The 24947-nt window shown below is 36.0% G+C and carries 29 protein-coding genes; 15 read left to right on the forward strand and 14 right to left on the reverse strand.

Annotation, left to right across the window (positions count from 1 at the left end; translation table 11 throughout):
* Positions 1-99 precede the first annotated feature (99 nt).
* The 3 genes from AC2A07_RS08940 to AC2A07_RS08950 all read left to right on the forward strand — a co-directional run bounded on the left by AC2A07_RS08940 (position 100) and on the right by AC2A07_RS08950 (position 3226).
* Complete coding sequence (locus AC2A07_RS08940) at positions 100-651, forward strand: REP-associated tyrosine transposase (RefSeq protein WP_484050111.1); 552 nt, start codon at positions 100-102, stop codon at positions 649-651.
* A gap of 789 nt (positions 652-1440) precedes the next feature.
* Positions 1441-2382 carry a helix-turn-helix domain-containing protein gene (locus AC2A07_RS08945; protein WP_484050112.1) on the forward strand — a complete coding sequence of 314 codons (942 nt, stop codon included), beginning with the start codon at positions 1441-1443 and terminating at the stop codon, positions 2380-2382.
* Between the two features lie 85 nt (positions 2383-2467).
* Entirely contained in the window at positions 2468-3226 is a 759-nt protein-coding gene (locus AC2A07_RS08950; protein WP_484050113.1) for an SDR family NAD(P)-dependent oxidoreductase, read from the forward strand.
* Positions 3227-3341: 115 nt separating this feature from the next.
* On the opposite strand, the gene AC2A07_RS08955 is transcribed toward AC2A07_RS08950, so the two are convergent.
* Positions 3342-3779, reverse strand: coding sequence for a nuclear transport factor 2 family protein (locus AC2A07_RS08955; RefSeq protein ID WP_484050114.1), 438 nt, complete (start codon positions 3777-3779; stop codon positions 3342-3344).
* A 42-nt stretch (positions 3780-3821) separates the two neighbouring features.
* Positions 3822-4205 carry a DoxX family protein gene (locus AC2A07_RS08960; RefSeq protein WP_484050115.1) on the reverse strand — a complete coding sequence of 128 codons (384 nt, stop codon included), beginning with the start codon at positions 4203-4205 and terminating at the stop codon, positions 3822-3824.
* 115 nt (positions 4206-4320) lie between these two features.
* Here AC2A07_RS08960 and AC2A07_RS08965 point away from each other — a divergent pair, with 115 nt between their 5' ends.
* Positions 4321-4728, forward strand: coding sequence for a winged helix-turn-helix transcriptional regulator (locus AC2A07_RS08965; protein WP_484050116.1), 408 nt, complete (start codon positions 4321-4323; stop codon positions 4726-4728).
* 91 nt (positions 4729-4819) lie between these two features.
* Here the strand turns inward: AC2A07_RS08965 and AC2A07_RS08970 are convergent, their stop codons facing one another.
* The 4 genes from AC2A07_RS08970 to AC2A07_RS08985 all read right to left on the reverse strand — a co-directional run bounded on the left by AC2A07_RS08970 (position 4820) and on the right by AC2A07_RS08985 (position 8924).
* A complete protein-coding gene (locus tag AC2A07_RS08970) occupies positions 4820-6550 on the reverse strand; it encodes a UvrD-helicase domain-containing protein (protein WP_484050117.1) in 1731 nt (576 codons plus the stop codon).
* Positions 6551-6698: 148 nt separating this feature from the next.
* The gene (locus AC2A07_RS08975; RefSeq protein WP_484050118.1) at positions 6699-7121 is read right to left on the reverse strand and encodes a UPF0158 family protein; all 423 of its coding nucleotides are present in this window, start codon (positions 7119-7121) and stop codon (positions 6699-6701) included.
* Between the two features lie 406 nt (positions 7122-7527).
* The gene (locus AC2A07_RS08980) at positions 7528-8511 is read right to left on the reverse strand and encodes an aldo/keto reductase (protein ID WP_484050119.1); all 984 of its coding nucleotides are present in this window, start codon (positions 8509-8511) and stop codon (positions 7528-7530) included.
* Positions 8512-8540: 29 nt separating this feature from the next.
* On the reverse strand, positions 8541-8924 hold the full coding sequence (locus AC2A07_RS08985; RefSeq protein ID WP_484050120.1) for a nuclear transport factor 2 family protein: 384 nt from the start codon (positions 8922-8924) through the stop codon (positions 8541-8543).
* Between the two features lie 492 nt (positions 8925-9416).
* Here AC2A07_RS08985 and AC2A07_RS08990 point away from each other — a divergent pair, with 492 nt between their 5' ends.
* Positions 9417-10310 carry a helix-turn-helix domain-containing protein gene (locus tag AC2A07_RS08990; RefSeq protein WP_484050121.1) on the forward strand — a complete coding sequence of 298 codons (894 nt, stop codon included), beginning with the start codon at positions 9417-9419 and terminating at the stop codon, positions 10308-10310.
* 37 nt (positions 10311-10347) lie between these two features.
* Here the strand turns inward: AC2A07_RS08990 and AC2A07_RS08995 are convergent, their stop codons facing one another.
* From AC2A07_RS08995 to AC2A07_RS09005, 3 genes are all read right to left on the reverse strand, one after another.
* Positions 10348-10929: a 5'-methylthioadenosine/S-adenosylhomocysteine nucleosidase family protein gene (locus AC2A07_RS08995; protein ID WP_484050122.1), complete on the reverse strand. Its 582-nt coding sequence runs from the start codon at positions 10927-10929 to the stop codon at positions 10348-10350.
* Between the two features lie 22 nt (positions 10930-10951).
* A complete protein-coding gene (locus tag AC2A07_RS09000) occupies positions 10952-11650 on the reverse strand; it encodes a DsbA family oxidoreductase (RefSeq protein WP_314491089.1) in 699 nt (232 codons plus the stop codon).
* A 77-nt stretch (positions 11651-11727) separates the two neighbouring features.
* Complete coding sequence (locus tag AC2A07_RS09005) at positions 11728-12894, reverse strand: MFS transporter (RefSeq protein WP_484050123.1); 1167 nt, start codon at positions 12892-12894, stop codon at positions 11728-11730.
* A 178-nt stretch (positions 12895-13072) separates the two neighbouring features.
* On the opposite strand from AC2A07_RS09005, the gene AC2A07_RS09010 reads away from it, so the two are divergent.
* Positions 13073-13453: a helix-turn-helix domain-containing protein gene (locus AC2A07_RS09010; protein ID WP_314491095.1), complete on the forward strand. Its 381-nt coding sequence runs from the start codon at positions 13073-13075 to the stop codon at positions 13451-13453.
* A 158-nt stretch (positions 13454-13611) separates the two neighbouring features.
* Here AC2A07_RS09010 and AC2A07_RS09015 read toward each other — a convergent pair whose 3' ends face one another.
* Positions 13612-14745 (reverse strand): MFS transporter, encoded by a 1134-nt coding sequence (locus tag AC2A07_RS09015; RefSeq protein WP_484050124.1) that lies wholly within the window; start codon positions 14743-14745, stop codon positions 13612-13614.
* A 211-nt stretch (positions 14746-14956) separates the two neighbouring features.
* Here AC2A07_RS09015 and AC2A07_RS09020 point away from each other — a divergent pair, with 211 nt between their 5' ends.
* Entirely contained in the window at positions 14957-15886 is a 930-nt protein-coding gene (locus AC2A07_RS09020; protein ID WP_484050125.1) for an alpha/beta fold hydrolase, read from the forward strand.
* A gap of 36 nt (positions 15887-15922) precedes the next feature.
* On the opposite strand, the gene AC2A07_RS09025 is transcribed toward AC2A07_RS09020, so the two are convergent.
* The 4 genes from AC2A07_RS09025 to AC2A07_RS09040 all read right to left on the reverse strand — a co-directional run bounded on the left by AC2A07_RS09025 (position 15923) and on the right by AC2A07_RS09040 (position 19776).
* On the reverse strand, positions 15923-16840 hold the full coding sequence (locus AC2A07_RS09025; RefSeq protein ID WP_484050126.1) for a helix-turn-helix domain-containing protein: 918 nt from the start codon (positions 16838-16840) through the stop codon (positions 15923-15925).
* Between the two features lie 150 nt (positions 16841-16990).
* On the reverse strand, positions 16991-17890 hold the full coding sequence (locus AC2A07_RS09030; RefSeq protein ID WP_484050127.1) for an SDR family oxidoreductase: 900 nt from the start codon (positions 17888-17890) through the stop codon (positions 16991-16993).
* 83 nt (positions 17891-17973) lie between these two features.
* The gene (locus AC2A07_RS09035; protein WP_484050128.1) at positions 17974-18891 is read right to left on the reverse strand and encodes a helix-turn-helix domain-containing protein; all 918 of its coding nucleotides are present in this window, start codon (positions 18889-18891) and stop codon (positions 17974-17976) included.
* Between the two features lie 45 nt (positions 18892-18936).
* Positions 18937-19776 carry an SDR family NAD(P)-dependent oxidoreductase gene (locus AC2A07_RS09040; protein WP_484050129.1) on the reverse strand — a complete coding sequence of 280 codons (840 nt, stop codon included), beginning with the start codon at positions 19774-19776 and terminating at the stop codon, positions 18937-18939.
* Positions 19777-19952: 176 nt separating this feature from the next.
* Between AC2A07_RS09040 and AC2A07_RS09045 the strand changes: the two genes are divergently transcribed.
* The 8 genes from AC2A07_RS09045 (at position 19953) to AC2A07_RS09080 (ending at position 24921) form a co-directional block, all read left to right on the forward strand.
* Entirely contained in the window at positions 19953-20288 is a 336-nt protein-coding gene (locus AC2A07_RS09045; RefSeq protein ID WP_484050130.1) for a hypothetical protein, read from the forward strand.
* A gap of 8 nt (positions 20289-20296) precedes the next feature.
* Positions 20297-21049: a hypothetical protein gene (locus tag AC2A07_RS09050; RefSeq protein ID WP_484050131.1), complete on the forward strand. Its 753-nt coding sequence runs from the start codon at positions 20297-20299 to the stop codon at positions 21047-21049.
* Between the two features lie 74 nt (positions 21050-21123).
* On the forward strand, positions 21124-21453 hold the full coding sequence (locus AC2A07_RS09055; RefSeq protein WP_314491115.1) for an SMR family transporter: 330 nt from the start codon (positions 21124-21126) through the stop codon (positions 21451-21453).
* Between the two features lie 77 nt (positions 21454-21530).
* Complete coding sequence (locus AC2A07_RS09060; protein WP_314491116.1) at positions 21531-22253, forward strand: DUF2071 domain-containing protein; 723 nt, start codon at positions 21531-21533, stop codon at positions 22251-22253.
* Positions 22253-22747, forward strand: coding sequence for a hypothetical protein (locus AC2A07_RS09065; protein ID WP_484050132.1), 495 nt, complete (start codon positions 22253-22255; stop codon positions 22745-22747). Before AC2A07_RS09060 ends, AC2A07_RS09065 begins: the two co-directional genes overlap by 1 nt.
* Before the next feature lie 133 nt (positions 22748-22880).
* A complete protein-coding gene (locus AC2A07_RS09070; protein ID WP_484050133.1) occupies positions 22881-23885 on the forward strand; it encodes an SDR family NAD(P)-dependent oxidoreductase in 1005 nt (334 codons plus the stop codon).
* A gap of 158 nt (positions 23886-24043) precedes the next feature.
* The gene (locus AC2A07_RS09075) at positions 24044-24553 is read left to right on the forward strand and encodes a hypothetical protein (RefSeq protein ID WP_484050134.1); all 510 of its coding nucleotides are present in this window, start codon (positions 24044-24046) and stop codon (positions 24551-24553) included.
* 56 nt (positions 24554-24609) lie between these two features.
* Positions 24610-24921, forward strand: coding sequence for a hypothetical protein (locus tag AC2A07_RS09080; RefSeq protein ID WP_314491123.1), 312 nt, complete (start codon positions 24610-24612; stop codon positions 24919-24921).
* Positions 24922-24947: the final 26 nt, after the last annotated feature.

The raw sequence follows: 24947 nt of genomic DNA on the forward strand, positions 1-24947 counted from the left end.
TTATTAGCACAAGCAGATGCAGTAATGATGAGCAGGTTGTCTGCGCCGGTATTTTGGTTTTTAAATTAGAATTTGTATTTTTATTTTAAACAAAACACAATGAGCAGAAAATATAAATTCCATGAAAAGGATGGTGCCTATTTTATCAGCTTTGCAACTGTTTTCTGGATCGATGTCTTTACAAGAAAAGTTTATTTTGACATTATCATAGATTCTCTGGATTACTGCAGAAAAAATAAAGGAATGATCATTTTTGGTTACTGCATTATGCCTAATCACATCCATCTAATATTCCGTTCTGGTACAGGACAGCCTTCAGAACTTATCAGAGATTTTAAAGGATTCACTTCAAGAAAATTACTTAAAACAATTAAGGAAAATTATCGGGAAAGCAGAAGAGAATGGATGCTTTATATGTTTAAAAAAGCAGGCAGCAAAAATTCGAATGTTACTGAATATCAATTCTGGCAGCAAAACAATCATCCTATAGAATTATGGTCGCTAAAAGTATTTGAGCAAAAGCTCAATTACGTTCATCAAAACCCTGTTAAAGGTGGTTTTGTAACAGAACCTTGGGACTGGAAATACAGCAGTGCAAAAAACTATTATACAGATTTTGATGGAGTTTTGCAGATTGATATTAATAGATAATTAAATAAATAAATGCTGGCACGAGCTGGAAGCTCGCGCCAGCATTTATTTATAGTATAAGTCTTTTTTAATACATCATGTTAGCGCGAGCTTCCAGCTCGTGCTTAATAATAATTATATATTTTACTGCTTTAAATTCAGTAAGTAGATTGTTAAATAATTCTATATTTTAAAAAGTCTTATAATTTATATTATGTTAACTTATAAATTTTTCAGGAATTGTATCTGATTGAAATGCAGCATAAAAATACATATTCTGAAAAACTGAATTGTAGCCTTCTACAGCTTATCAGTATAGATTCCAAATCTCATTGTACTGTTTTATATAATTTTGACAGTTGAATATTCTAAGACATCAGTAAAATCTTCTGTACGAACTAATGTGAAAATTTGTAATTACAATTACTCACAATCTGATATTTTATTTTTAACGGCTGAAATCTAATTCCGGTGATTACTGACATTTCAAAATCTACGTTAGAAATTGTACAGATTTACATTCAATGCATTCGGAATTACAAATTGACTAAAATACCTGGAATTCTTATTTTCATTTGTAGCAAGCGGTATCGGTTTTTGGTGAAATTTCTGTTACATACGCTAAAATTTGCACATTCAAATAAAAATTACTCAGTATGTTCTCCTATTCCTGAAGTATACCAATGACTTATTAAATTTCCAGGATACAGAATAAAGATTGCTACATCGGTAAAAAATTAAAAAAATATATCTACGGAAAAGTCTGTATAAAATTATTTTTTAATACTATATTTGATTTTTACAAACAGAATGAATTCTATCACCATCAAAGAATTTTATCAGGATATTTTAGGTGAAAGCTGTCCTGATATCAGTCAATTTCTGAATGACAATATTCATAAGGACGTTGGTCATTTCAATGTTTTTGACATTTCAGAAATCTCTAAAAACTGCACAGCAAAAACAGGAATGCCTTACAACAGGAGAACCTATTACAAAATAAGTCTTATTAACGGCAAGAATAAGGTGGAATATGCTGACAAAACCGTACATATTGAAGATTGTGCAGTTTTATTTGCCTCTCCAAAAATACCTTACAATTACACGCATCTGTGTACAGAACAGTCGGGACATTTCTGTGTATTTACCAAAGATTTTTTACCTGCTTCCAAAACAGGATTTGAGTTAGATAATCTTGGAGTTTTCTCTCCACAAAGCGACTTTGTTTATCAGATATCAACAGAACAGTTTCAAAAATTTGAAGAAGTTTTCCTTAAAATGTATGAAGAAATACAGTCTGAGTATGTTTATAAATATGATTTATTGCGTAATTACTTAATGGAATTGATACATTTTGGTCAGAAATTAACGCCTATTCTTCCTATTGAGAATAACAAAACTGCAGCATCAAGAACCACATCCCTGTTCATTGAATTGTTGGAGAGACAGTTTCCTATCGAAAATATCAGCCAGCTTCTGCAATTGAAAACACCAGCAGATTTTGCCGGGATTTTAGGCGTTCATGTAAATCATCTGAACAGAGTTTTAAAAGAAACTACAGGGAAAACAACGGGAGAAATCATCAGAAGCAGAATTTTTCAGGAATCTAAAATACTGCTTACCCAGACGCAGTGGAATATTTCAGAAATTGCTTTTACACTAGGTTTTGAAGAAGTCGCTCATTTTTCCAATTTCTTTAAAAAATACAGCAGGCAGTCTCCGCAGCATTTCAGAGAATTATTAATTGTTTGATTTTTATAAACTTTCATTTGATTTATGCAAATGTACTGATGCGCTGATTTTTCAACTTTGTACTGTTAATTAAAACAGTAAAAAAATGACAAGTAAAATAGGATTAGTAACCGGCGCAAGCCGTGGCTTGGGAAAAGATTCAGTTATAGCCCTGGCAAAAAAAGGATTTGACATTATTCTTACCTATCAAACCAAAAAAGAAGCGGCAGACGATGTTGTGAAAGAAATTGAAAGCATTGGGCAAAGAGCTTTCGCACTGCCTCTAGATATTTCAACGACAGCAGGTTTTGACCAATTTGCACATGATGTAAAAAATATACTGGACACTCAGTTCGATTCTGCAAAACTGGATGCATTGGTTAATAATGCAGGAATCGGTATCAATCAAAGCTTTGAAACCACAACTGAAGAGATCCTGGACGCAATGACGAATATCCATTTCAAAGGACCTTACTTTTTGACTCAAAAATTATTGCCTTTATTAAAAGACGGAAGCAGTATTGTGAATACCTCTTCCGGTCTTGCAAGATTTTCTTTTCCAGGATATTCCGCTTACGGGGCAATGAAGGCAGCTGTTGATTCATTATCGAAATATCAGGCGTTAGAATTGGGAAACAGGAAAATCAGGGTCAATTCTATTGCTCCCGGTGCAATTGAAACAGATTTTGGAGGTGGTGTAGTTCGTGATACGCCAGACATGAATAAACATCTGGCTTCTGAAACAGCGCTCGGAAGAGTTGGTGTTCCGGATGATATCGGAAATGTCGTTGCATTCCTTTGTTCTGATGAATCCAAATGGATTAATGCACAAAGAATAGAAGTTTCCGGAGGGTTTAGAATCTAATTCATCCTAAAATAAAGTAGTGAAATCCCATTCGACAAAATGTTGAATGGGATTTCACTACTTGTAATTATTCCTGGATTCTGTTGTCAGGCTTTAGGATATTTTATTTTCATGACTAAGAAAGCGCTCTTGATTCAACAATAATGAAATAAGCTATACGTTCTTTAATAAACCACTTCCCGTTTTGAAAAATATACTGGTCATCATATTTCACACTGTAATCCGTTAAAACATCTCTTCCCTCCTCTTCTCTAATCATTTTTATCTGACTGTAAGATGTACCGGATGCCTTATCACCATCAATTTTCACTGTGTGCTGCCCGTTTAGTGTAAAATACTTTTTCACCTTTGCCGCGTGACCACTGAACTCTTTTTCCATGGTATCTCTTCCTGAGGTATTGCCAACTAAGTTTCCACCCATATATACTTTATAGGTCAAATCCGGAGTAAATAAATTCATTACTTCAGAGATTTTCCATTCGTCACCTAAGTAAGCATAGTCATCAATCAGTTTTCTCAACTCTTCTTTTGTTTTTAAAATTTCTAATGTCATTTTTCTATTGTTTGAATTAATTATTTAATTTTTCAGTTTCAATTAGTAGTCAGTTATCATTTTTGTACCTGAAAACAGAGAACGATCACGTAAAAAAGCGGTGATCCAAATAAGCACAAGCGGAATTAAGGGATTGAGAATTGATCCGTCATGGGAAAGCTCTGTTGCCATTGCGCCTGCAAAATAACAGCTGATTAGAAGAAAACCAATACGCATTGTTTTTGGGAAAACAAATAAAATAATGAATATCATCTCCATTAAACCTAAAGCTGTCGCTGAATTCGGGAGATTAAATTTAGCCAGTCCTTCTACTGACCATGGCAGATGAATTGCTTTCATCAAACCACTAAGGATTACCATCACTGTGACCAGAACAGTAAGAATAAAGATCAATGTTTTTCTCATTTTTGAATGAATTATTTTCATAATATTTTTGTTATAACAGAATTTCTTTTGATTATCACATGACAAAATTATAGTATATTTGATTACAATTTATTAGTTGTTACCTAAAGGTTAGTGACTAACAAAAATAATAGCTATGGCAGAATCAAAAGAAAATCAAATAGATAACAAGGCATTTACTGACGATTGCCATAAAGTTTTAATGGCAGTTTCGGATGCATTATATGCCATAGGAGGTAAATGGAAACTGATGATCATTATTGCTATGGCAAGAGGAAATAAAAGATTTACCGAAATTCAGAGACAGGTTACCGGAATTTCAGCACGAGTGCTTTCGAGTGAATTGAAAGAATTGGAAATGAATGGATTTATCTGCAAAAATGTAGAAACCGGTTACCCTGTAAGCATAACTTATGAACTTCTCCCCTACAGTCACACGTTGGAAGAAGTTGTAGGAGCAATGACAAAATGGGGAATGCAGCACAGAGATAAAATAAAATCTGAAATGTCTTCTCGGAAATCCGATTCCGAAAAACAGAAATAATCATTGATCCTGATATTCTTATCTGTACGGACGATTTTCCTGGTCTTTTAAGAATGTAAAATGTACTGGTTTTTATTATTGACAGATATCACTACAAATAAAAATCATCCAGTTCAAGCTTTCTGATTCTTGCAGCAATTGAACTCTTTGTACGACCGAAATGTTTCGCGAGATCTTTTGCACCGATACCTTCAGAAAACATCTTGCTAAGTTCTGCATCAAGTTTTGGAGTCCAGGGTTGATGGGCACTTTTGTGTTCTTCCCTCACTTTATCCGGCAAGTATGATTTTCCGCTTTTCTTATCTTCAGTGATATTTTTAATAATCTGAATTTGTGCAGATTCAGGAAAAGCAGTCGGCATTAATGATTCAGGAATATGGATTTTGCTCTTAGTCCGGGTGACTGCAACATACAGCAAATTGATTTCTTCATTCAATTTTGCCGTATTGACTTCCCGTTTTTTTTCCTTTTCCAGTTTTTCCAGAGTCTCTTCAGATATGAAATCATTTGCCAAAATCACACGATCATACTCCATTCCTTTACAGCGGTGAACCGTTGAAAAAATCATTTCTGCTTTTTCTTTATCATCACCATCAACATGCTTCTCTTTAATGGTTTTGATAATACCGGGTATCTTATTGCCATACTCTTTTACAATTTCAACCATCATGCCCAGCTGAAGATCTTCCGTTTTTCCGATATAATCTTCCAGTTCTTTGAGGTTTTTCATTGCTTTAATAAGTTTATCTTTGATAAAAGTCCGCTTATCATTTTTTAAATTTAAAACATCATACAGTGATGCACCTTCATCGGCATACGTGTAAGAATTAATATTTCCCTCAAAATAGATATGTTTAACGTTCTTTTTATCCGTAACATATTCTATGGCTTTTAAAAGGAGTCCGAGATTGGTTCTTGCAAGAACGGCTTTCGTTTTTATTTCGCCCTCTTTTCCATTTCCACTGATAGAAATGATTGTATCATCATTGATGTATTTTTTATATTTTAAAACTTCCATCGCAAGATTTGCAATATCCTGACTGAAACGGAAACTTGCAGAAAGATGATGAGTCTCAAAATCAGCTTTTTCCAGAGAATTAACGGCAAAACGCCACCCGTAAATCTGCTGATGGGTATCACCTACAATCACTTTGACAGCATTCTGTTTAAAGAAAACTTCAAGCATTGCCGGAGAAGCATCCTGCCCCTCATCAAAAAGAATATAATCAAAAGGGAGCTGCGGATTGGAAATCTGAAATTTTTTAAGATAAAAATCATGGGTAATTTCAATTTCCCCTTTATCCATCTTACTGAGCAGCAATCTCGTCTGTAACAGGATATATTGATAAAATGTCGTGACAAAAATTATCGCATTCGGATCTGTAACCGTATCCAGATAATTAAGATCCTGAACTTTAATTTTATCACTGTTGCAGAAATACGTGATGAATTTACTGATATGATTGGCAATAATATATTCGGTATGTTTTTCTTCGTTTCCCTGCAGGTTTAAAAGTTCTGCAATTTCGTTGGTTTTATATCCCTGAGCCCTGATTTTATAATTATTTTGATAAACAATATGTTTGTAAGCCAGGGAATGTGCGGTTTCTACCGTAACATTATGAAGTCCTTTTTCTTTGAATTTTCTGGCAGCTTCCAGTTTTACAGACTTATTGAAAGCCAGATACAGGATTCTGCTGTCTGAAGGTCTTGCTCCTGCATATTCAATAATGGTCGTTGTTTTGCCCGAACCGGCCACCGCATTTATTTTAATATTTCCTGTAGAATTGATAATATTTTCTTGTTCCTTCGTCCACTTCATTTCTTAAAATTAGTGAAATTTAATTGATTTACCGGTACCACAGGAAACAAAAAATTCAAGGTTTTTAATGATGTAAATTTTCTGTCTTTATGTATCCAATAAGTCACAAAATATAGAAAAAAATAAAAAATAAGCTATGTATAAAAGATTAAACTGTGATCTTTAATGCGATCAATTGATCTTTTACGAATTCTTTCTGTTGTGATGATTTAAATGAGTACCATTCTTCAAGATTCTGATCATAATCATCCAGAATAGATTTAAAATTTTTAAATGGTTTTGGTTTTGTTAAAGCTTCTGATAATTGAGCTTTCAGGACCGGATGATCATCCATATTTTCTGTAAAGGAAGACATTAATCTGAAAGAATATGAGGAATCCCATTTTTCAATTTCTATATAATGTACAGGATCGCCTTTCAATTTCTCCCGTTGAGTTTCCCAGAATTCATCATCTACAAAAAAAAAATCTGAATCATCAGGAAAAGTTATCAGAGTTAATTCTTTGATATGCAGGTAGACCTTCAGACCGCAATCAAGTTCCTGCTCGATTTCTGTAATTAATTGTTCCATTTCCTGTCTTTATTTTGAAAATATTTAACTGTAAAATTAATAATGTACGTGGATCCAAACGCAAAACTATGTTAATTTTTGCAACAATAAAAATAGCCGGAGTCCTCACTCCGACTGTTTACAACGGTCTTCAATTTTTTTAATATTGAAAAAGGATCATTAGCACAGTTTTTTCTTTGCACCATACTCTGTTGATTTATCAGGTTCTTTTTAGCTCATACTTCTCAAAAGCAAAAAGAGTAATTAAAGAAAAGGATTACTGTGTTTCCTATCGTATTAAAGACATCTCGAAAACTCCCCTATTTTACCGCATGTTCCCTTCCTGATCACATCAAATTCCGGCTGCATTATCCTTATAAACTGTTTTGTGGTGAATGAAAATTAAATTCCCTGAAGTAATCTCATCTTATTTTCCAACTCTACTCTGCAAGTGCTGTGGATACCGTTCTCCTGCAATTTTGATCGCCTCTAAAGATTTTCTGATTTTTGATAAATCTACAGAAGACAGTTCAACAGAGACAGCACCCGTATTTTCCTTCAGACGGTGCAATTTTGTTGTTCCCGGGATAGGAGCTATAAAAGGTTTTTGAGCCAGCAGCCATGCCAGAGCAACCTGAGCAGGAGTTGCATCTTTCTCAGCGGCAACTACTGTCAATAAATCTACCAAAGTCTGATTGGCTTTCCTGTTTTCTTCCGAAAATCTTGGAACAATATTTCTGAAATCATCTTTCTCGAATCGGGTATTTTCATTAATTGCTCCGGTCAAAAAACCTTTTCCTAAAGGACTGAACGGTACAAAACCAATTTCAAGTTCTTCCAGAACAGGGATGATTTCTTTTTCAGCATCCCGGAAAAACAACGAATATTCACTTTGTAAAGCAGTAACCGGCTGTACAGCATGAGCTTTTCTGATGGTTTCAACACCTGCTTCCGATAAACCGAAATATTTTACTTTACCTTCAGTAATCATATCTTTTACTGTTCCTGCAACCTCTTCTATGGGTACATTCGGATCAACCCTGTGCTGATAAAACAAATCGATATAATCTGTCTGCAGTCTCTTCAGAGAATCTTCAACCACTTTTCTTATTCTTTCTGGGCTGCTGTCAAGACCTTTGGTTGAATCTCCATCCTGAAAACCAAATTTTGTAGCAATAAAAACATTCTTACGGATAGGTTTTAAAGCTTCTCCTACCAACGCTTCGTTGGTAAATGGTCCATAACATTCGGCCGTATCAAAAAATGTAATCCCATTTTCATAAGCTGATCTTATCAATGAAAGAGCTTCCTGCTTTTCTGTAGGTTTTCCGTACCCGAAGCTTAGCCCCATACATCCCAGTCCTAATTCGGAAACTTCGAGTCCCTGGTTTCCTAATGTTCTTGTTTTCATTTTTTTATTTTTAAATATGATTATTTTAATTAAAATATTTGGGCAACAGATTTCAGTATGATCCATTTTCCATTTTGTTTTTCCAGTTCCATAGTCTGCTGCAGTCTCCAGGTATTTCGTGTTCCCCAGATTTGGGCATCCAGAAGATTCTGTCCCACAAAAGTAGCATGACAGTTCGTTATCTCCACTGATGTTTTCACCTCCGTGCAGGAATAGTATTTCATACTTTCGTTTTTTATTTCTGACAACCATTCATTTTTAGACTGTATATAACCCGTAATATGGGTCAGCGTAAAATCATGACCCAAAATTTCACTGATTCCGTCAGTATTTTTTTTAATCATTAACTGTGTGAGCTGACGCGTTATCACCAGAATTTCTGACTGATCATCGTCTGTACTTAAAGTTTTCATGTTCAATTAAATATTTAAAACTCATTTTATCTTTCACCCAACCACTTCACAAAAGAAGGATCACGGTGATCAAAAAAAGCGCTCTGTCTGGCATCCAATGTTGCAGTAGCCATCATATCCTCTTTCCCATTTTTCAATAATTTTATTGAGTTCAAAACCACGTTGTGATATGACTGATATGACAATACAAATGTCCGACGATTGCTTATGGATTCTCTTATACCGATTACTGCATTGCTTACCATTTTTACTGATCTTATTTTTATCCGTTTGTTCTGAATAAAAACTCGACTGCATCAAGCGGATATAAAGCCAGACATGATTCCATTATCTGGAAATAGAAAATTCAGTCACTCGGTATCATTTAAAAAAATGGAAAATTGAAGGTGTATGATACAGATTACGGATCTTCTTACCATTATTACTGATTTGATTCAATTTTTACTCATCATTGACAGGTAATGTCTAATTTTGTTCACAATTAAAAAGAATATGGATCGAGTTGTAAATTTCAGTACAGTAAATGACTACAGTCAGTTCAATAAAAATGAGACTTTACATCCGTTGGTCAGCGTAGTGGATCTTTCAAAATCTGATCCCAGAACATCTCATAAAATGACTTTTAATGTTTATTGTATTGTTTTGAAACAGACCCAATGCGGAGATTTGAGATATGGTAACAATACGTATGATTATCAGGATGGAACTCTTGTTTTTTTTGCCCCGGGACAGGTCGTTGAAGTTGTAAGCGATGAGATTTACCAGCCAACGGGTTTAGCGCTGGCTTTTCATCCTGATCTTCTCGTGAATACTCCTCTGGGAAAAAGGATGTCTGAATTTGGTTTCTTCTCTTATCACACCAGTGAAGCACTCCATCTTTCTGATAAGGAAAAAAAACTGGTTAGAGAATGTTTTGATAAAATCTCTCATGAATTACAGCAGTCAATAGATAAACACAGCAAAATGCTGATTACTTCCAATATCGAACTGTTTCTGAATTACTGCATCCGTTTCTATGACCGGCAGTTTATCACGAGAGATAATGCAAACAGGGGGATACTGGAAAAATTTGAAGAACTGATGAATGATTATTTTTCATCAGATAAACCTCACAATATTGGCTTACCATCTGTTGCATGGTGTGCAGATGAGCTGCATTTATCGGCTAATTATTTTGGTGATCTGATCAAAAAGGAAACCGGAAAATCGGCACAGGAATATATTCAGTCAAAAGTGATTGATGTAGCAAAAGAAAGGATATTTGACGCTGACAAATCAATCAGCCAGGTAGCCTATGATTTGGGGTTTAAATATCCTCAGCATTTTACAAGACTTTTTAAGCAAAAAGTCGGAGTTTCTCCTTTGGAATATAAAAATCTGAATTAATTGATCATTTTATTCTGAAAGAAACTCTAACCCTATTTTATGCAAATAAAAGCTTCCTGAAAGCTTCAGAAGCCAAATGAACCTGCACAGCCCAATCATCTGCAGCATCACTTCCCGCATCATCGGATATATATTTTAAGCATAGAAATGGAATATTTTCCTGCAAAGCAATAAGAGCAAGCGGGTATGCTTCCATATCGATAACGTTATATTCTGTATTGATATGATTCATTTCAAAACTGTCGCCGCTGCCGCAGGTTCCCTCCTCAACCTTACTCATTTTCAAACCGTTTTCAAGAATGATCGGAATACCGGATAACGGGGTCTCAAATTTTCTGAAACCAAGACCGCGGGCATCCATATCCCGCTGGATAAACTGAGTGCAGCAGATGATTTCCCCTTTTCGAAAACCCACTCCGCCAGCGGAACCCAGATTGACAATCAGTTTTGGTTTTTTCCCTGCAATTTCTTTTGTCAGTGCAACAGCTGAATTTACTTTTCCGATTCCGGTAATCAGTTTTTGGGTATGATCAAAAGCATCTCCCGCTTCAGATTCTAAAGCAAAAACGAAAACAGTATCCTCAACGGCAAACGTTGTTTCTTCGTTTATTTTTATCATTTTCGATTAAAAAAATATTGGATTAAATACTGCAGCCGTCGGTATCACAGGACAAGTCAGTACTGCCGGAACCTTTAAAAGGTTTTACTGTTTCATTATAGGTCTGCGTTAAAGCCTCTTCAAATACCTGCGAAGGCTGTGCTCCTGAAACTGAATATTTTCCGTTTAAAATAAAAAAAGGAACTCCTGAAACACCATTATTACGGGCCTCCAGGATATCCTGACTGACATGATCATCAAATTCATCAGAGCGTAAAGTCTGTATGGCCTCTTCTTTTGAGACCCCTATATTTTGAGCTAAATCAGACAGGACCTCAATATTTCCGATATTTTCCCCATTCAGAAAATGAGCTTTGAACAGCTCTTCTTCCATCTCTGAAGACTTTCCGTGCTTTTTTGCTAAATGAAGCAGCTTGTGCGCAGGAAAAGTATTGGTGATCAATGCTTGTTCAAAATTAAAATCGATGCCTGAAGCTTTACCCATCTGGATAACCTGTGCTGTCATCTGCTTAGCCTGCTCTTCAGGAAAACCTTTCTTTTCCCTGAAATATTCAGCAGTAGTTTTTGTTTCTGATGGTTCTAAAGTGGGATCAAGCTGGAAACTCTTCCACTCTACTTCCACTTCTTCTTTGAAAGGGAGTTTTTCAAGTGCGTGCTCAAAATTCTTTTTTCCTATATAGCAAAACGGACACATCACGTCTGACCAGATTTCTATTTTCATCTTATTTAAATTTTTAATACCATAATTATTCTGTCAAAGTTAGCGGATCTCTTTCATTGTAAAAAAAATATCACGAATTATTCTTGGTATAAATACGGTAATTTCTGATTTCGTTCTATTGCTTTTCTTATAAAAATCATTAACAGAGCAAGTATTCCGAAAACAAAACCTATCCAGGGATTGTACTCAACACCATAGGAAATAATCATCCATCCGCCTAAGGTTGTACCCAGGGTCACTCCCAAATTTCCAAATGATGTTGCCAGACTGTTTGCGAATTCCATTGATCCGGGAACGGATGAGATCATATAGGTTGATGCATTCAGAAAACTCGGGGAATACAGAAATCCCCATATCCCAATGACAATGATATTAGCTGTAAGATTTTCTCCTGAAAAGTACAACAATACAGGTAGAATGATTGTTCCGGAAAGAAACAATGCGGTAGTATTGGCGATATTTCTGCTTAACATCTTCCCGGCTATCCAGTTAGCAAATACGCCAATGATCCCGAACACGAAAAGCATATAACTCACCCTAACTGTATCCATTCCTTTTGCCTTATTCAGATAATCTGCAAAATAGCTGTACGTAGAAAACCAAGCGGTAATCATAAAAAAATTCATGGCGGTGCTGACAATAAAAGTAGGTTGTGATAATATCTTTAATTGACTGGAGTATGATTTTTTCTCTTTCACAGGTAATGACGGCAGTGAAAAATAAATGATGACAAGAGCAATTATACTTACGCCGGTCTGAACAATAAACGATGATTCCCAAGATGATATACCAGACAGCCATGTCGCAAACGGCACAGTGGTCACCATGGCAATAGCAACTCCACTGAAAACGATACTCATCATTTGGTTTTCATGTTTTTTATCAACCTTTGATATGGCAACAGACAATGCAGTTGCAATGTAAACGGGTTGTAGAAATGCAGGAAGTATTCGTACGAACATCAGCAACCAAAACGGTGGAGACAACGACGAAATAATTCCGGTAACCAAAAAAACAGAAATAGACGTTAGCATTATTTTTTTGCGGTCAAATCCTGAGGTAAGCAAAGTCATAAAGGGACCTGTAAGTGCAATAATTAATGCAAAAGCACTTAATAAATACCCTGCTTTATCAATGCTTATTTTATAATGTTCAGCAATTTGAGGTAAAATTCCGATGACTCCGAATTCTGTTGTGATTACTGCGATAAATCCTAGACATCTAATGTAGGCGTACTTTTTCATTGTTAAATTTTATTTTTTAAATTCTGTGATATTGGGTATTAGTTCTGTATATGCTTTCTTTTTAGGATGAATACTGATTTTCTGCATGTTTCTGTTTTTTAATACCACAAAATTAATCCGAAGACTTAAATTTGCACAGTACACAGCTAATTGTCTGGTACTAACAAATTTGTAAGTAATGGGAACCAGAAAGGAAAATTCGACGAATAGTATTAACGAGCAATACATTACACAGGAATGTGATCTTACCTATGCCGTATGTAAAATTGGCGGAAGATGGAAACTTTTAATACTCTGTAAATTAGAGCACGGAAAATTACGCTTCAGTGAAATCCGCAGAAAAATAGCCGGAATCACAGAAAGAATGCTTACCCTTCAATTAAGAGAAATGGAAAAAGAAGGATTGGTAAAAAGAACGGTCTATGCAGAAGTTCCTCCAAGGGTTGATTATGAACTTACAGAAATTGCTGAAGAACTAATTCCGATCTGGAAGCAGCTAGATCAATGGGGCAGAAAACACAGAGAATTAATTCACAGTCAATCTGTAAAAGAAAATTAAAGTTTATAAAAATCAGTCGGATGTGAGGGATAACTTTCGCCCACGGTTTCCTCTGATTACTATAGATTTTTAATGCCGGAGAAAAAATTCATAAAGATCCGCAGGAAACTTTTCGCTGATTGTTGATTACAAAGATATTTATAATAAACTGCCTATCCTCAAGCACTCACTTTTTTACTGAAAATCAAATGTGCAGCCAATGCCAATGATCCCATAATGACTCCGACAAGACAAACTCCATTCCACTGTGCATATTCCCAGGCTAAAGATGCAAGCCATGTTCCAAGTGATCCACCGATGAAGTAAGACACCATGTAAACGGTGTTTAAACGGTTAACAGCGGTCGTTTTGAGTAAAAAATAATTCGTCTGATTCATAATATGGCTCGACTGCACACCCAGATCAATCAATATCACACCAACAATCAATCCCCAATAGGTGTTTCCTGCAAAATAGGTAAATCCCCAGCTGCCAATCAGAATCAGTAGTGCATACAATATAATGCGGTTTAAACTGATTGCTGCCTGAAGTTTCCCAACTTTTGCAGCAGCTAAAGCACCAACCGCTCCGGCGAGGCCAAAACTTCCCACCACCGAAGCTCCGACTTCAAACGGAGGTCTTTCCATGTGGAAAACCAAAGTAGTAAACAGTGCACACATCGACCCGAAGGCCATCGCTCCACGGAAAGAGGCAAGCTGCAGAACAGGCTGGGTTTTTGCCAAATGGAGGACGGACCTCATCAGTTCAAGGTAAGTCCCTTTAAAGTTCGGTTGTAATACAGGAAGCATTTTGTAGACAAAGAGCCATACCAGAAGCATCAGTCCTGCAGCAATGCCATACATCGTACGCCATCCCCAGAGTTCACCGACAATTCCACCTACAAATCTTGACAGTAAAATCCCCAGTAATAAACCGGAAACTACCAATCCTATATTTCCGGATTTTTCTTCTTCAGAAGATAATTCAGCGGCTATCGGTACAAACAGCTGGGGGATTACAGAGGTGATTCCTATAAGTAAACTCGCTGCATACAGCATCCACAAATCAGTGGCAAATGTCATCCACAACAGTGCCGCAAAAACCAAGATCAAATCGATCAGAATCAGTTTTTTGCGCAAAAACTTGTCGCCTAAAGGTACGATCAGCAATAATCCGCAAGCGTATCCCAACTGGGTAAGAACAGAAATTTTTCCTGCTGCGGTCTCTGAAATATCGAAATCCTTGGAGATAAGTCCTAAAAGTGGCTGGTTATAATAATTATTGGCAACCACAAGTCCGGAAATAACAGCCATAAGCCAGACTACGGTTTTTGAGATACGTGAAAGATTTTGCACCTGATTGTGAAGTTAAATTTGAATATTGTATCGTGGAATTCTTAGTAAAGATAAGGATTAACAATAATCTGACGGATGATAAAACTAAAAACTTCCTGAGTTTTTAGTTTTATCATTTCCTGTTAACAAAAATTATAATGTATATTCGGTTTTAATAAATATTTGCGTAGTGACTAAAATTATACTTCTTCTTTCAACTGTTATAACAGGTATTGTCAACGCTCAAAGCCTGTCTTTATATTCTAAAGCGTATGGAAAAAGTACAGATTCTCCAGTCATCTTTATTCACGGCGGGCCGGGAGGTAACTCTACCCTCTTTGAAGCGACAACGGCACAGAAGTTAGCTGACAAAGGTTTTTACGTTATAGCCTATGACCGTCGTGGTGAGGGACGTTCTGCAGACAGCACCGCAACATTTACTTATAATGAAGCCATTAAAGACCTGGAAGAAATTTACACACTTTACCATATCACAAAAGCAAACCTGATTGCTCATAGTTTTGGAGGTTTAGTGGGAACAATTTTTGCCGACCAAAATCCTCAAAAAGTAAGTGCTTTGATCCTGGCCGGAGCATTATTTTCACAGCAGGAAACTTATGATCATATTATAAGTACAACAAAAGCAATCTATAAAAAGAATAATGACAGCTTGATGCTTTCTAAAATTATTAATATTGAACATCTGGATAAAAACTCTGCCGCTTACAGAAAACAGTGTTTTGACCTGGCTGATCAGAATAATTATTTTAAAATGCCTTTTCCGACAAGACAGGCTGATCATCTGCGGAAAATTTATGAGAAGAGTGATTTCTATAAAAATAATATACGAAATTCTCAGGCTTCAAATGTATTTTACAAAAATGAAATCAAAAATAATATTGATACAAAAACAATCTTGAAAAAACTCAGAAAGCAAGTAAAATTATTTGCCATTTACGGTCAGCAGGACGGTATATTTTCTGATCAGCAAATGAATGACATTCGGAAAACAGTCACTGGAAAGAATTTTAAAATCATCGAAAACTGTTCCCATTACCTATTTGTTGATCAGCAGCATATATTTATTGATACTGTTGGTCAATGGCTGAAAAGTAACTGATTACTACAAAAAATAAAATTATATCATTTGCAGCTCTCAGTTAAATAATTTCCTGAATTCCAGAGGTGAAATATCAGTTTTAGCCTTAAAAAATTTACTGAAAGACTGTGAATGTTCAAAACCGAGTTCATAAGCGATTTCACTTACTGAAAGGTCAGTTGCAGATAATTTTTCTTTGGCTTTTTCAATCAGCTTTTCGTGAATAAGTTGTTGCGTGGTTTGCCCGGTTAATGACTTCAGCATACTGCGCATATACTGTGGTGACATATTAAGTTCAGCAGAAAGATATTGAACCGTCGGCAGTCCTTTTATATTAAAATCATCTTTTTTTAAATAGTCATCAAGCAAGATTTCTAATTTTTCCAAAAACTGATGATGTGCTTTTTGACGGGTAATGAACTGTCGCTGATAAAATCGTTCTGAATAATTCAATAACGTTTCGAGCTGGGAAATAATAATGTTCTGACTGAACTGATCAACGTTGGTCTGATATTCCTGCTTAATATTTTCAATGATTTGCTGAACTTTTATTTCTTCATCTCCTGATAAAAACAAAGCCTCATTAACAGAATAATCAAAGAATTCATACTTTTTGATTGCAGTTGCAATTGGCGTATTCCATAAAAAATCCGGATGAATCAAAAGTGACCATCCTGTAGGATTTTTAGCATTTTCTTCTCTCATGATGGTCAGAAGTTGATGAGGCGCCATACAAAACAGGACGCCTTCATCAAAATCATAATCCTGCTGACCGTATCTGTATTTATGATTCATATCCCGTTTGACAGAAATCATAAAAAAATCAAACAGCAAACTCTGTTTACCACTTTCCGGAGTCGTTGCCATGTCTTCAAAATTAATCACACTGATCAGCGGATGCTTAGGTGCAGGCAATCCCCGCAACGTGTGGAATTGAGAAATGGTTTTTATTCTCAGAGGATTATTTTCCGACATTATTTTAAGTTTGTGATCATGAATATTGAATCAAATTTAGTCAATATAATAATCAATGCTGATTCAAAAATCAATTTAAAAACATTGAAAATCATTTAGAGCCTGCTGCATGAGCGAAAATTAAGCATGGACTAAAGCCGTTGATATTAATTATTGTATCGGCAGGTAAACGTCCTTCTGTAAATCTTCCATTAAAGTGGAATGTTTTGGATTCCAGTATAAAGCTGTCATGGTATCTTCGCTCGAAGTCCTGTTGTCGAGCTTTGCAAAATGGGCAAACCATCCGAAATGTTCTGTGGCCTCATGATCTGTCAGCGACACAACCGGAATATGCAGTCTTTCAGCAATTGCCTCAGCAATATCTCTGAAAGGAATTCCCTGTTCCGCAACGGCGTGGTACCGTGTGCCGCTTTCAAAGGGTTTCTCCAGAGCCAGACGGTATAATTTCGCAGCGTCCAGACGGTGAACTGCCGGCCAGAAATTATTGCCCTGATCAATCACAGCAGATATCCCTTTCTCTTTTGCGATATTGATCAGGGTAGGAACAAAACCAATGATATCACCTTTGCCATGAACGGATGGTGAAAGCCTTATAACGGCAACCTTCACTCCTTTTTTCGCCGCAGCATCAGCAGCATTTTCTGTTGCTATTCTCGGATGCGGGTTATTAGCCGAAAGATCTTTTTCAGTTGTAATTCCGTTTTTTGAAAAAAGTGCAGTTCCTGAAGTAATGAGAAAAGGCTTGTCGGTTCCCGATAAAGCTTCTCCGATGGTGTTGATTACTTTTCCATCAAGGTGACACATTTCCTCAAACCTTGTAAAATCATGGACAAACCCCAGATGGATCACCGCATCTGAAGCAGAAGCTCCGGATTTCAGGCTTTCAAAATCATTTAAATCTCCCCGGTGTGCTTCTGCTCCGGCTGCAATGAGTTTATTTACTGATTCTTCTGATCTTGCCAATCCCAAAACCTGATGACCGTTGGCTAATAATTCCTGTACTACGGCAGTTCCTACGAATCCTGTAGCGCCTGTAACAAATACTTTCATTTTGATGTTGTTTTATGAAGCAAAGGTCAGATTTTCCAGATGCACTCCTGTAGCCAAAAAGTATTTTCCTGTAGCCGAAAAATTTAATTAAATGATTTTCTGAATTCCAAAGGCGAAACTTCTGTTTTTGCCTTAAACAGCTTACTGAAAGACTGTGAATGCTCAAAACCCAATTCATAAGCAATTTCACTCACAGAAAGATCAGTTGTAGAAAGTTTTTCTTTAGCTTTTTCAATCAGTTTTCCATGAATATGCTGCTGGGTTGTCTGTCCGGTTAGCGTTTTAAGCAGGCTGCTTAGATAATTGGCTGAAACATTCATCTCTTCAGCAACTTTTTGTGCAGTCGGAAGTCCGGTATTAATGATCTTTTCACTTATAAAATAGTCTTCCAGAAAGATCTCGAGTTTTTCTAAAATGTGATGATTTGTTTTCTTCCGGGTAATGAACTGCCGTTGATAAAAACGTTCACAGTAATTTAAAAGAACTTCAATCTGAGAAATAATAATGCTTTGGGTAAACTGATCTATTCCGGACTGGTATTCCTGTTCAATACTCCTGAAGATTCCCATCAGTATCTGTTCTTCTTTTTCTGAAAGGAACAAAGCTTCATTCACATCATATCCAAAAAACTGATAATGATGAATAGTCCTGGCCAAAGGAGTGTTCCAGATAAAATCCGGATGAAAGGCAAGGACATAACCTGATGGTTTTATTTTGGGTTTGCTGATATTTAACCGGACAACCTGTCTGGGGGCAATAAATGAAACCAGCCCTTCATCAAAATCGTAAGGACCCTGTCCGTAGTGAAATTTTCCCTGCAGGTATCTTTTTAATCCGATGAAATACAGGTTCTGTACCCAGCTGATTTCCGGTTCATCAATCTGATATTCTACCAGACTGTAATCTACAAGGCTGATCAGCGGATGCTGAGGTTTAGGCAATCCCGAAATTGCATGGAACTCAGACACCGTATTGATGGTGTATAATTTTCTGTCAGTCATAATTTTAAAAAAGGCAACAGCAAAAAAACTGTTGCCTTTACAAATTTAATAATCTGTGGATATACTTAAAGTTTTAAAATCAGAAATTTCGCTTTGAAGTGCAGTCAGTTTTTTTCCTGCCATCTGAAATGCATCAGATCCTAAAACAAGATGTACGGGAGGATTTTCCATTGCTGCCAGTTCTGTTAAAGCCAGGGCTGCTTTTTCAGGGTCTCCTGGCTGATTTCCGTTGATGTCTTTTTCGTGCGCTGCCTGAAGCTGCCTTGCTGCAGTGTATTCTTCAATTTCGTTTTCAGGAGTTCCGAGTGAACCTCCGGTCAGAAAATCAGTTCTGAAATATCCGGGATAAACCACCGTTGCATGTATTCCAAATTCTTTTACTTCTGCTGCCAGAGCCTCTGTAAAACCTACAACGGCAAATTTGGTAGCACAGTATACACCCCATCCTGCAAACTCTCCGGAAAGACCGCCTATGGATGCGATATTAATGACTGATCCGCTTTTCTGAGCTCTGAAATAAGGCATCGATTTTCTGATGACATTCAGTGAACCGAAAACATTGATGTCAAAATTTCTCCGGCTTTCCAGGTCGGTCAGTTCTTCCAAAGTTCCTAACTGTCCGTATCCTGCATTGTTAACCACAACATCCAGTTTTCCGAATTTTGCTATGGTTTCTGAAATAGCTTCAGCAACAGATTCTTCATTGACCAGGTCTACCTGAAGGGGAAGGAAAGCAGAGTCTTCTTCACCGATAGCTTTCTGCAGTTCTGAAATTTTTCTCGAAGTTGCACTCACACAATGCCCTTCTGCCAGTAATTTTTTTACTAAAGTTAATCCTAAACCTTTTGATGCCCCTGTCACGAACCATACTTTTTTTGTGTCCATTTTAATAATTTTAAATTGATTAATGATTACCATGCAAAGTTGTGAAATGAAAAATTTACAAATGGGTCCGAATCAAAGAATATTGTAGCCAAAACAAAGGTCGGTTATGATAAGGCTTACTTTTTTTCCAGTGTTTGTGAAAAAAATGATTAATTTTGAATGAAGCACCACCGTCTATGAAACTAATTAAACATGTATTGATAAGGATTTTAATTGTTGTAATTCCTCTGACTGCGCTTTATCTTTTTTCAATATGGGCATTTGAAGAAAACCGTCACAAAGAGCATCCGACTGATGTAGGATTAGGGATGGCTGTTTTGCTTGCTTCCATATTGTTTTTTCTTTTTATTATATTTCTTATTGATTTCATTATCAGACTGGTCCGGAAAGAGTATAAGATTGCAGTGACAGACATTCCTTTTCTTCTGCTTTTTCTCATCCCCTGTTTATATATCAGCTGTCTTTTTTCAGGAGAAGGCTTTTATTGCGATTTTTTAACCCACTTATTCTAAGATCTCAGATGAAACAAAAACCGGTCATCCTGTTCTTAATTTTTAACTGCTTCATTTCTGCGCAAAGTAAAGAATCAGATTCTTCTGAAAATGAAAATATTCAGAACATCATTACTTTATTTCAGAAAAAAAATATACAGGCCATTTCAAAAATTGTCAGATATCCTTTAACGAGGGAATATCCAATACCGGATATTAAAAATGAGCGGGAATTTGAAAAAAGATTCAATGACCTGTTTGATCAAAGTATGATGAATAATATTTCTGAATCTGAAATTTCAGATTGGTCTGAAGCAGGCTGGCGTGGTATCATGTTTAATCACGGAACGCTCTGGATCGATAGCGAAGGAAAAATAATTGCTTTGAATCATCAGAGTGAAAGCGAACGGGAACTGCGTTTAAAAATAATTGAAGAACAGAGAAATAATCTTCACCGGTCTTTAAAATCATTCAAAAACCCTCAATATCTCTTCAGGACGAAGCATTACCTGATAAGAATTGATAAACTGGAAAGCGGAAAGTACAGATACTCATCATGGAAAAAGGAAGGAATACAATCTTCAAAGCCTGATCTTATTCTCAGCAACGGAGACTTACAGTTCAGTGGCAGCGGAGGCAACCATACCTTTACATTTAGAAAAGGAAACTATACGTATATTGTTAACAGGTTTATAATCGGATCAGAAGAAACTCCTGAAATAAATCTGTCTATAGAAGAAAAAGGTAAAGAGATTCTCAATGAGGAAGGGAAACTGTTATAGAAATAACAGATAAGTTTTGATGCATCTCAAAAAACAATTTCAAACATCGTAATTTTACAATCATACATTAAAAAATGAAATATTTATATTTGGCTGCAGCAATAGTATTTGAAGTTATTGGATCAAGTTTTTTAAAAGCATCTGAAGGATTTACCAGATTAGTTCCTTCGGTCATCAGTATTATCGCACTGATCATCTGTTTCTATACTTTTTCGATCGCAATAAAATCTATTCCTTTAGGGATTGCCTACGCCAGCTGGGCAGGTTTAGGAATTATTCTTACCGCATTGGTCTCTGTTTTTATTTTTAAACAAAATCTTGATCTGCCGGCAGTTTTGGGAATCGTCCTGATTATTCTGGGAGTAATTGTTATCAATTTCTTTTCTAAATCAGCTGCTCACTAGTTTTTTTAAACCTGATCAAATAAATCTGCTGTAAAGTAAAAAATTTCAGACAAACGTCTCTGTAAGAAATTTATATAATGAAGATTCCTGTTATCCACGGTTACATCGATCGCAGAATATTGATTAATTTCACTGCTGACCCAAAAGATGTAGAAAAAATACTTCCTTCTCCTTTCCGTCCTAAAATTTATAAGGACAAAGCCATTGTTGGTATTTGCCTAATTCGATTGAAAAACATCAAACCCAAAGGTCTTCCTGATTTTATTGGAATTAATTCTGAAAACGGTGCTCACAGGATAGCGGTTGAATGGGATGAACACGGTAAAGTAAAATCAGGAGTCTATATTCCAAGAAGAGATACCTCTTTGCTTTTGAATACCTGGGTAGGAGGAAGGATATTTCCGGGAAAACACTATCTGGCAACATTTAATGTGGATGAAAAAAACGGAAATTATCATGTTGATTTTAAAAGTTCAGATAATACTGAAATTTTAATTGATGCTCAGGAAACCGCAATATTTAATCAAAACTCCATTTTTGAAAATTTAGAAAATGCTTCTGATTTTTTTGAAAAAGGAGATTTGGGATATTCTCCCAATAAAGAAAAATTTGAAGGATTAAGGCTTAATGCTTACGAATGGAAAATGAAAGCGTTAAACGTTTCGAATATAAAATCCAGCTTTTTCGGGAATGAAAAAATGTTTCCCAAAGGATCTGTTTTATTTGATAATGCATTGTTAATGACCAATATTGAGCATGAATGGAATCGGGAAAAACATCTGATCTTAAATAACAGGTGATGAAGAAATATAAAATAATATGTTATCTGATTATAGCTCCGGTTATCCTGTTTTTTTTATTTTGGCTGCTGCAGGCTTATGGTGGATGGTATGGTTATCAAAAATGGAGAAATCGCGCCAAAACCGCATCAGTCGCAAAATCAAAAAGCAGGAAGGTTTTTGTGAAAACCCTGCAATATGAAATTATTGATGCTGAAAACCTTTACGATTTTACATTCACTCCCTATTTAGAAAAAGGGTTCAAAGTAGGATTACACACCAGTGAAGAAACGAATATTATAAAAAAAAGTGAATTTCCTTTCAATCTTTCTTATGACCGCAACAAAAATGATTCAATCGCATTGAAGATCATGAATATTGAAGATGCTGACAGTGCAGACGTCGTTTGGGCATACTTTAAAAATACGGAGTTGCATGACACCATAATCATAAAAATTGACGGAGCACGAAACAGAAATGGAAAATTTATCAGCGGAAAAATAAAAGTCTGGTAACATCGCATAGACTTTGTTGTAATTCAAAAAAATACTGCCTATTCATTTTCTTTAAAATAAATTCTCATTCCTATGTCTTTGGTGTAAAAATAGATACGTAGTAAACAGTACTATTCATTTAAAACATCACCATATGAAATCAGAAAATATTTTAGAAAAAAGAAGTCTGCGGGGTAAAACCGTTGTTGTAACCGGAGGAAGCAGCGGAGTCGGAAGAGCAGCTGTTGAGGCCTTTGCTCTGGAAGGCTGTAATATCGTTATTGCAGCACGCGGACAGGAAGCTTTAGATGAAACGCTGCATCTTTGTCAGGAACTTGAAGTGAAAGCCATCGCTGTATCTACTGACGTATCAATTGCAGATGATGTAGATAATCTCGTTAAAAGAGCAATTACCGAATTCGGACGTATTGATATCTGGGTAAACAATGCCGGAGTTATGGCAAGCGGAAAGTTTGAAGAAATTCCTATGGAACTTCATGAGCAGGTCATCAAAACCAATCTTTTCGGTTATATGCATGGAGCGTACAGTGTACTTCCTATTTTCAAAGAACAGAATGAAGGAATCCTGATCAATAATGTTTCTATCGGAGGATTTATGCCTGCACCTTACAGTGCTGTATATTCGTCAACGAAATTTGGTATCCGCGGGATGATGGAATGTCTTCAGGGTGAAATTTCAGACTTTGCTGATATTCACATTGCCAATCTTTACCCGCAGATCCAACGTTCGACAGGAAATGCACATTCTGCAAAATATTCGGGACTGGATTTTAAAGTTCCTCCATTCGCAGCAGACCCGAGAGATACTGCAGCAAAAATAGTCCAGTTGGCAAAAGAGCCTAAAAAAGATCTTTTCCCTGACTTTACTTCAAGAGCTTTGGTCAATATCTATGAATTGTTTCCCAAGTTCATCATCAACACTGCTTCCGCAGGGATGAGACTGATGATGAAAATCAAAAATGGAGAACCTACTTCCGGAAACGTTCTACAGTCATCCCCGGAACCCCATCAGATTTATGGAGAGACCAGTATTCCTGTTCCTACTAAAAAAACGAAAGTAGCTTTGGCAGCCGGAGTTACTTTAGGTTTAGCCTATATGTATTTTACTTCAAGAAAATCAGGAGGTCATAAGAAATAATTAAAGATAAATGCAATAGATGATATGATGTCTTACTTAAAACTACAGTAGAGTTAAATAACGTAGAATTTAATACGTTATTTTCCTTTATAATTTTATGATTCAGATAACTATTCCTATTTTAGCCCTACATTACAATTTAACATAATATAAAATTTATGAAGAAGTACATTTTATTAGGTTCGCTGTCATTTTTTTTAATGAACTGCAATAAAAAAACTGAAACGAACCAGCCTCTCTCCGGCACAGATTCATTAACAGATACAACTGCACAAGCTCAAACTGTTGATACTCTGGGAGCAAAATCTTTCTGTTATCTGGGCGTAACCGGAAAAGACAGTGTTTTTGTAAATATTGATGACAATCTGGGTACGATCACTGGAAAAATGAGATATAAAAACAGTGAGAAAGACAGTTCGAAAGGTGATCTGACTGGTTTTAAATCAGGTGATACCCTTAAACTCACTTACGAATTTGCATCTGAAGGAAGAACCAGCAAAAGAGATATTTTCTTCATCCAGAAAGACGGAAATCTTTCAGAAGGCATTGGAAATCAAAAAGATGAAAACGGTGCAATGAAATATGCAGATGAAAATAAAATTGCTTACAAAGACGGGCAAAAACTTGAACCTGCCGATTGCGCAATGGTTTCAAAAGCGTTGAAGTAAGAAGACATCAAAAAATTCTGTCACAGCAGAAATTATTTATTATAAGCCAAATCTTTATGCAAAATTTAAATATTGAGCCATTTTCAAAAAATGACCTTGTTGAAGGTTTAAGGAGAAAATTTCCACAGTACAAAATTCAAACGAGCTTTGGAGCTCTACAGGTCAGAACGAGCGGTTTTACACTGACCGGAAATGTAAAAATAGATACAAAACCCGAAACAGGTAAAATCACAACCACGACCCAGCTTGATTCAATGCCGTTTTTGATCATTATGTTTCCTATCGGAATGTATGTGTGGGCAAAAAAACAGAAAATAAAAGATCTGGAAGATGAAGTTCTTGAAGGGATCAAAGAAATTTTAAATTAAATTTTTTCTGAAATATAAGAAGACTG

The sequence above is a fragment of the Chryseobacterium sp. HNCC26DJ238 genome (assembly GCF_057180465.1).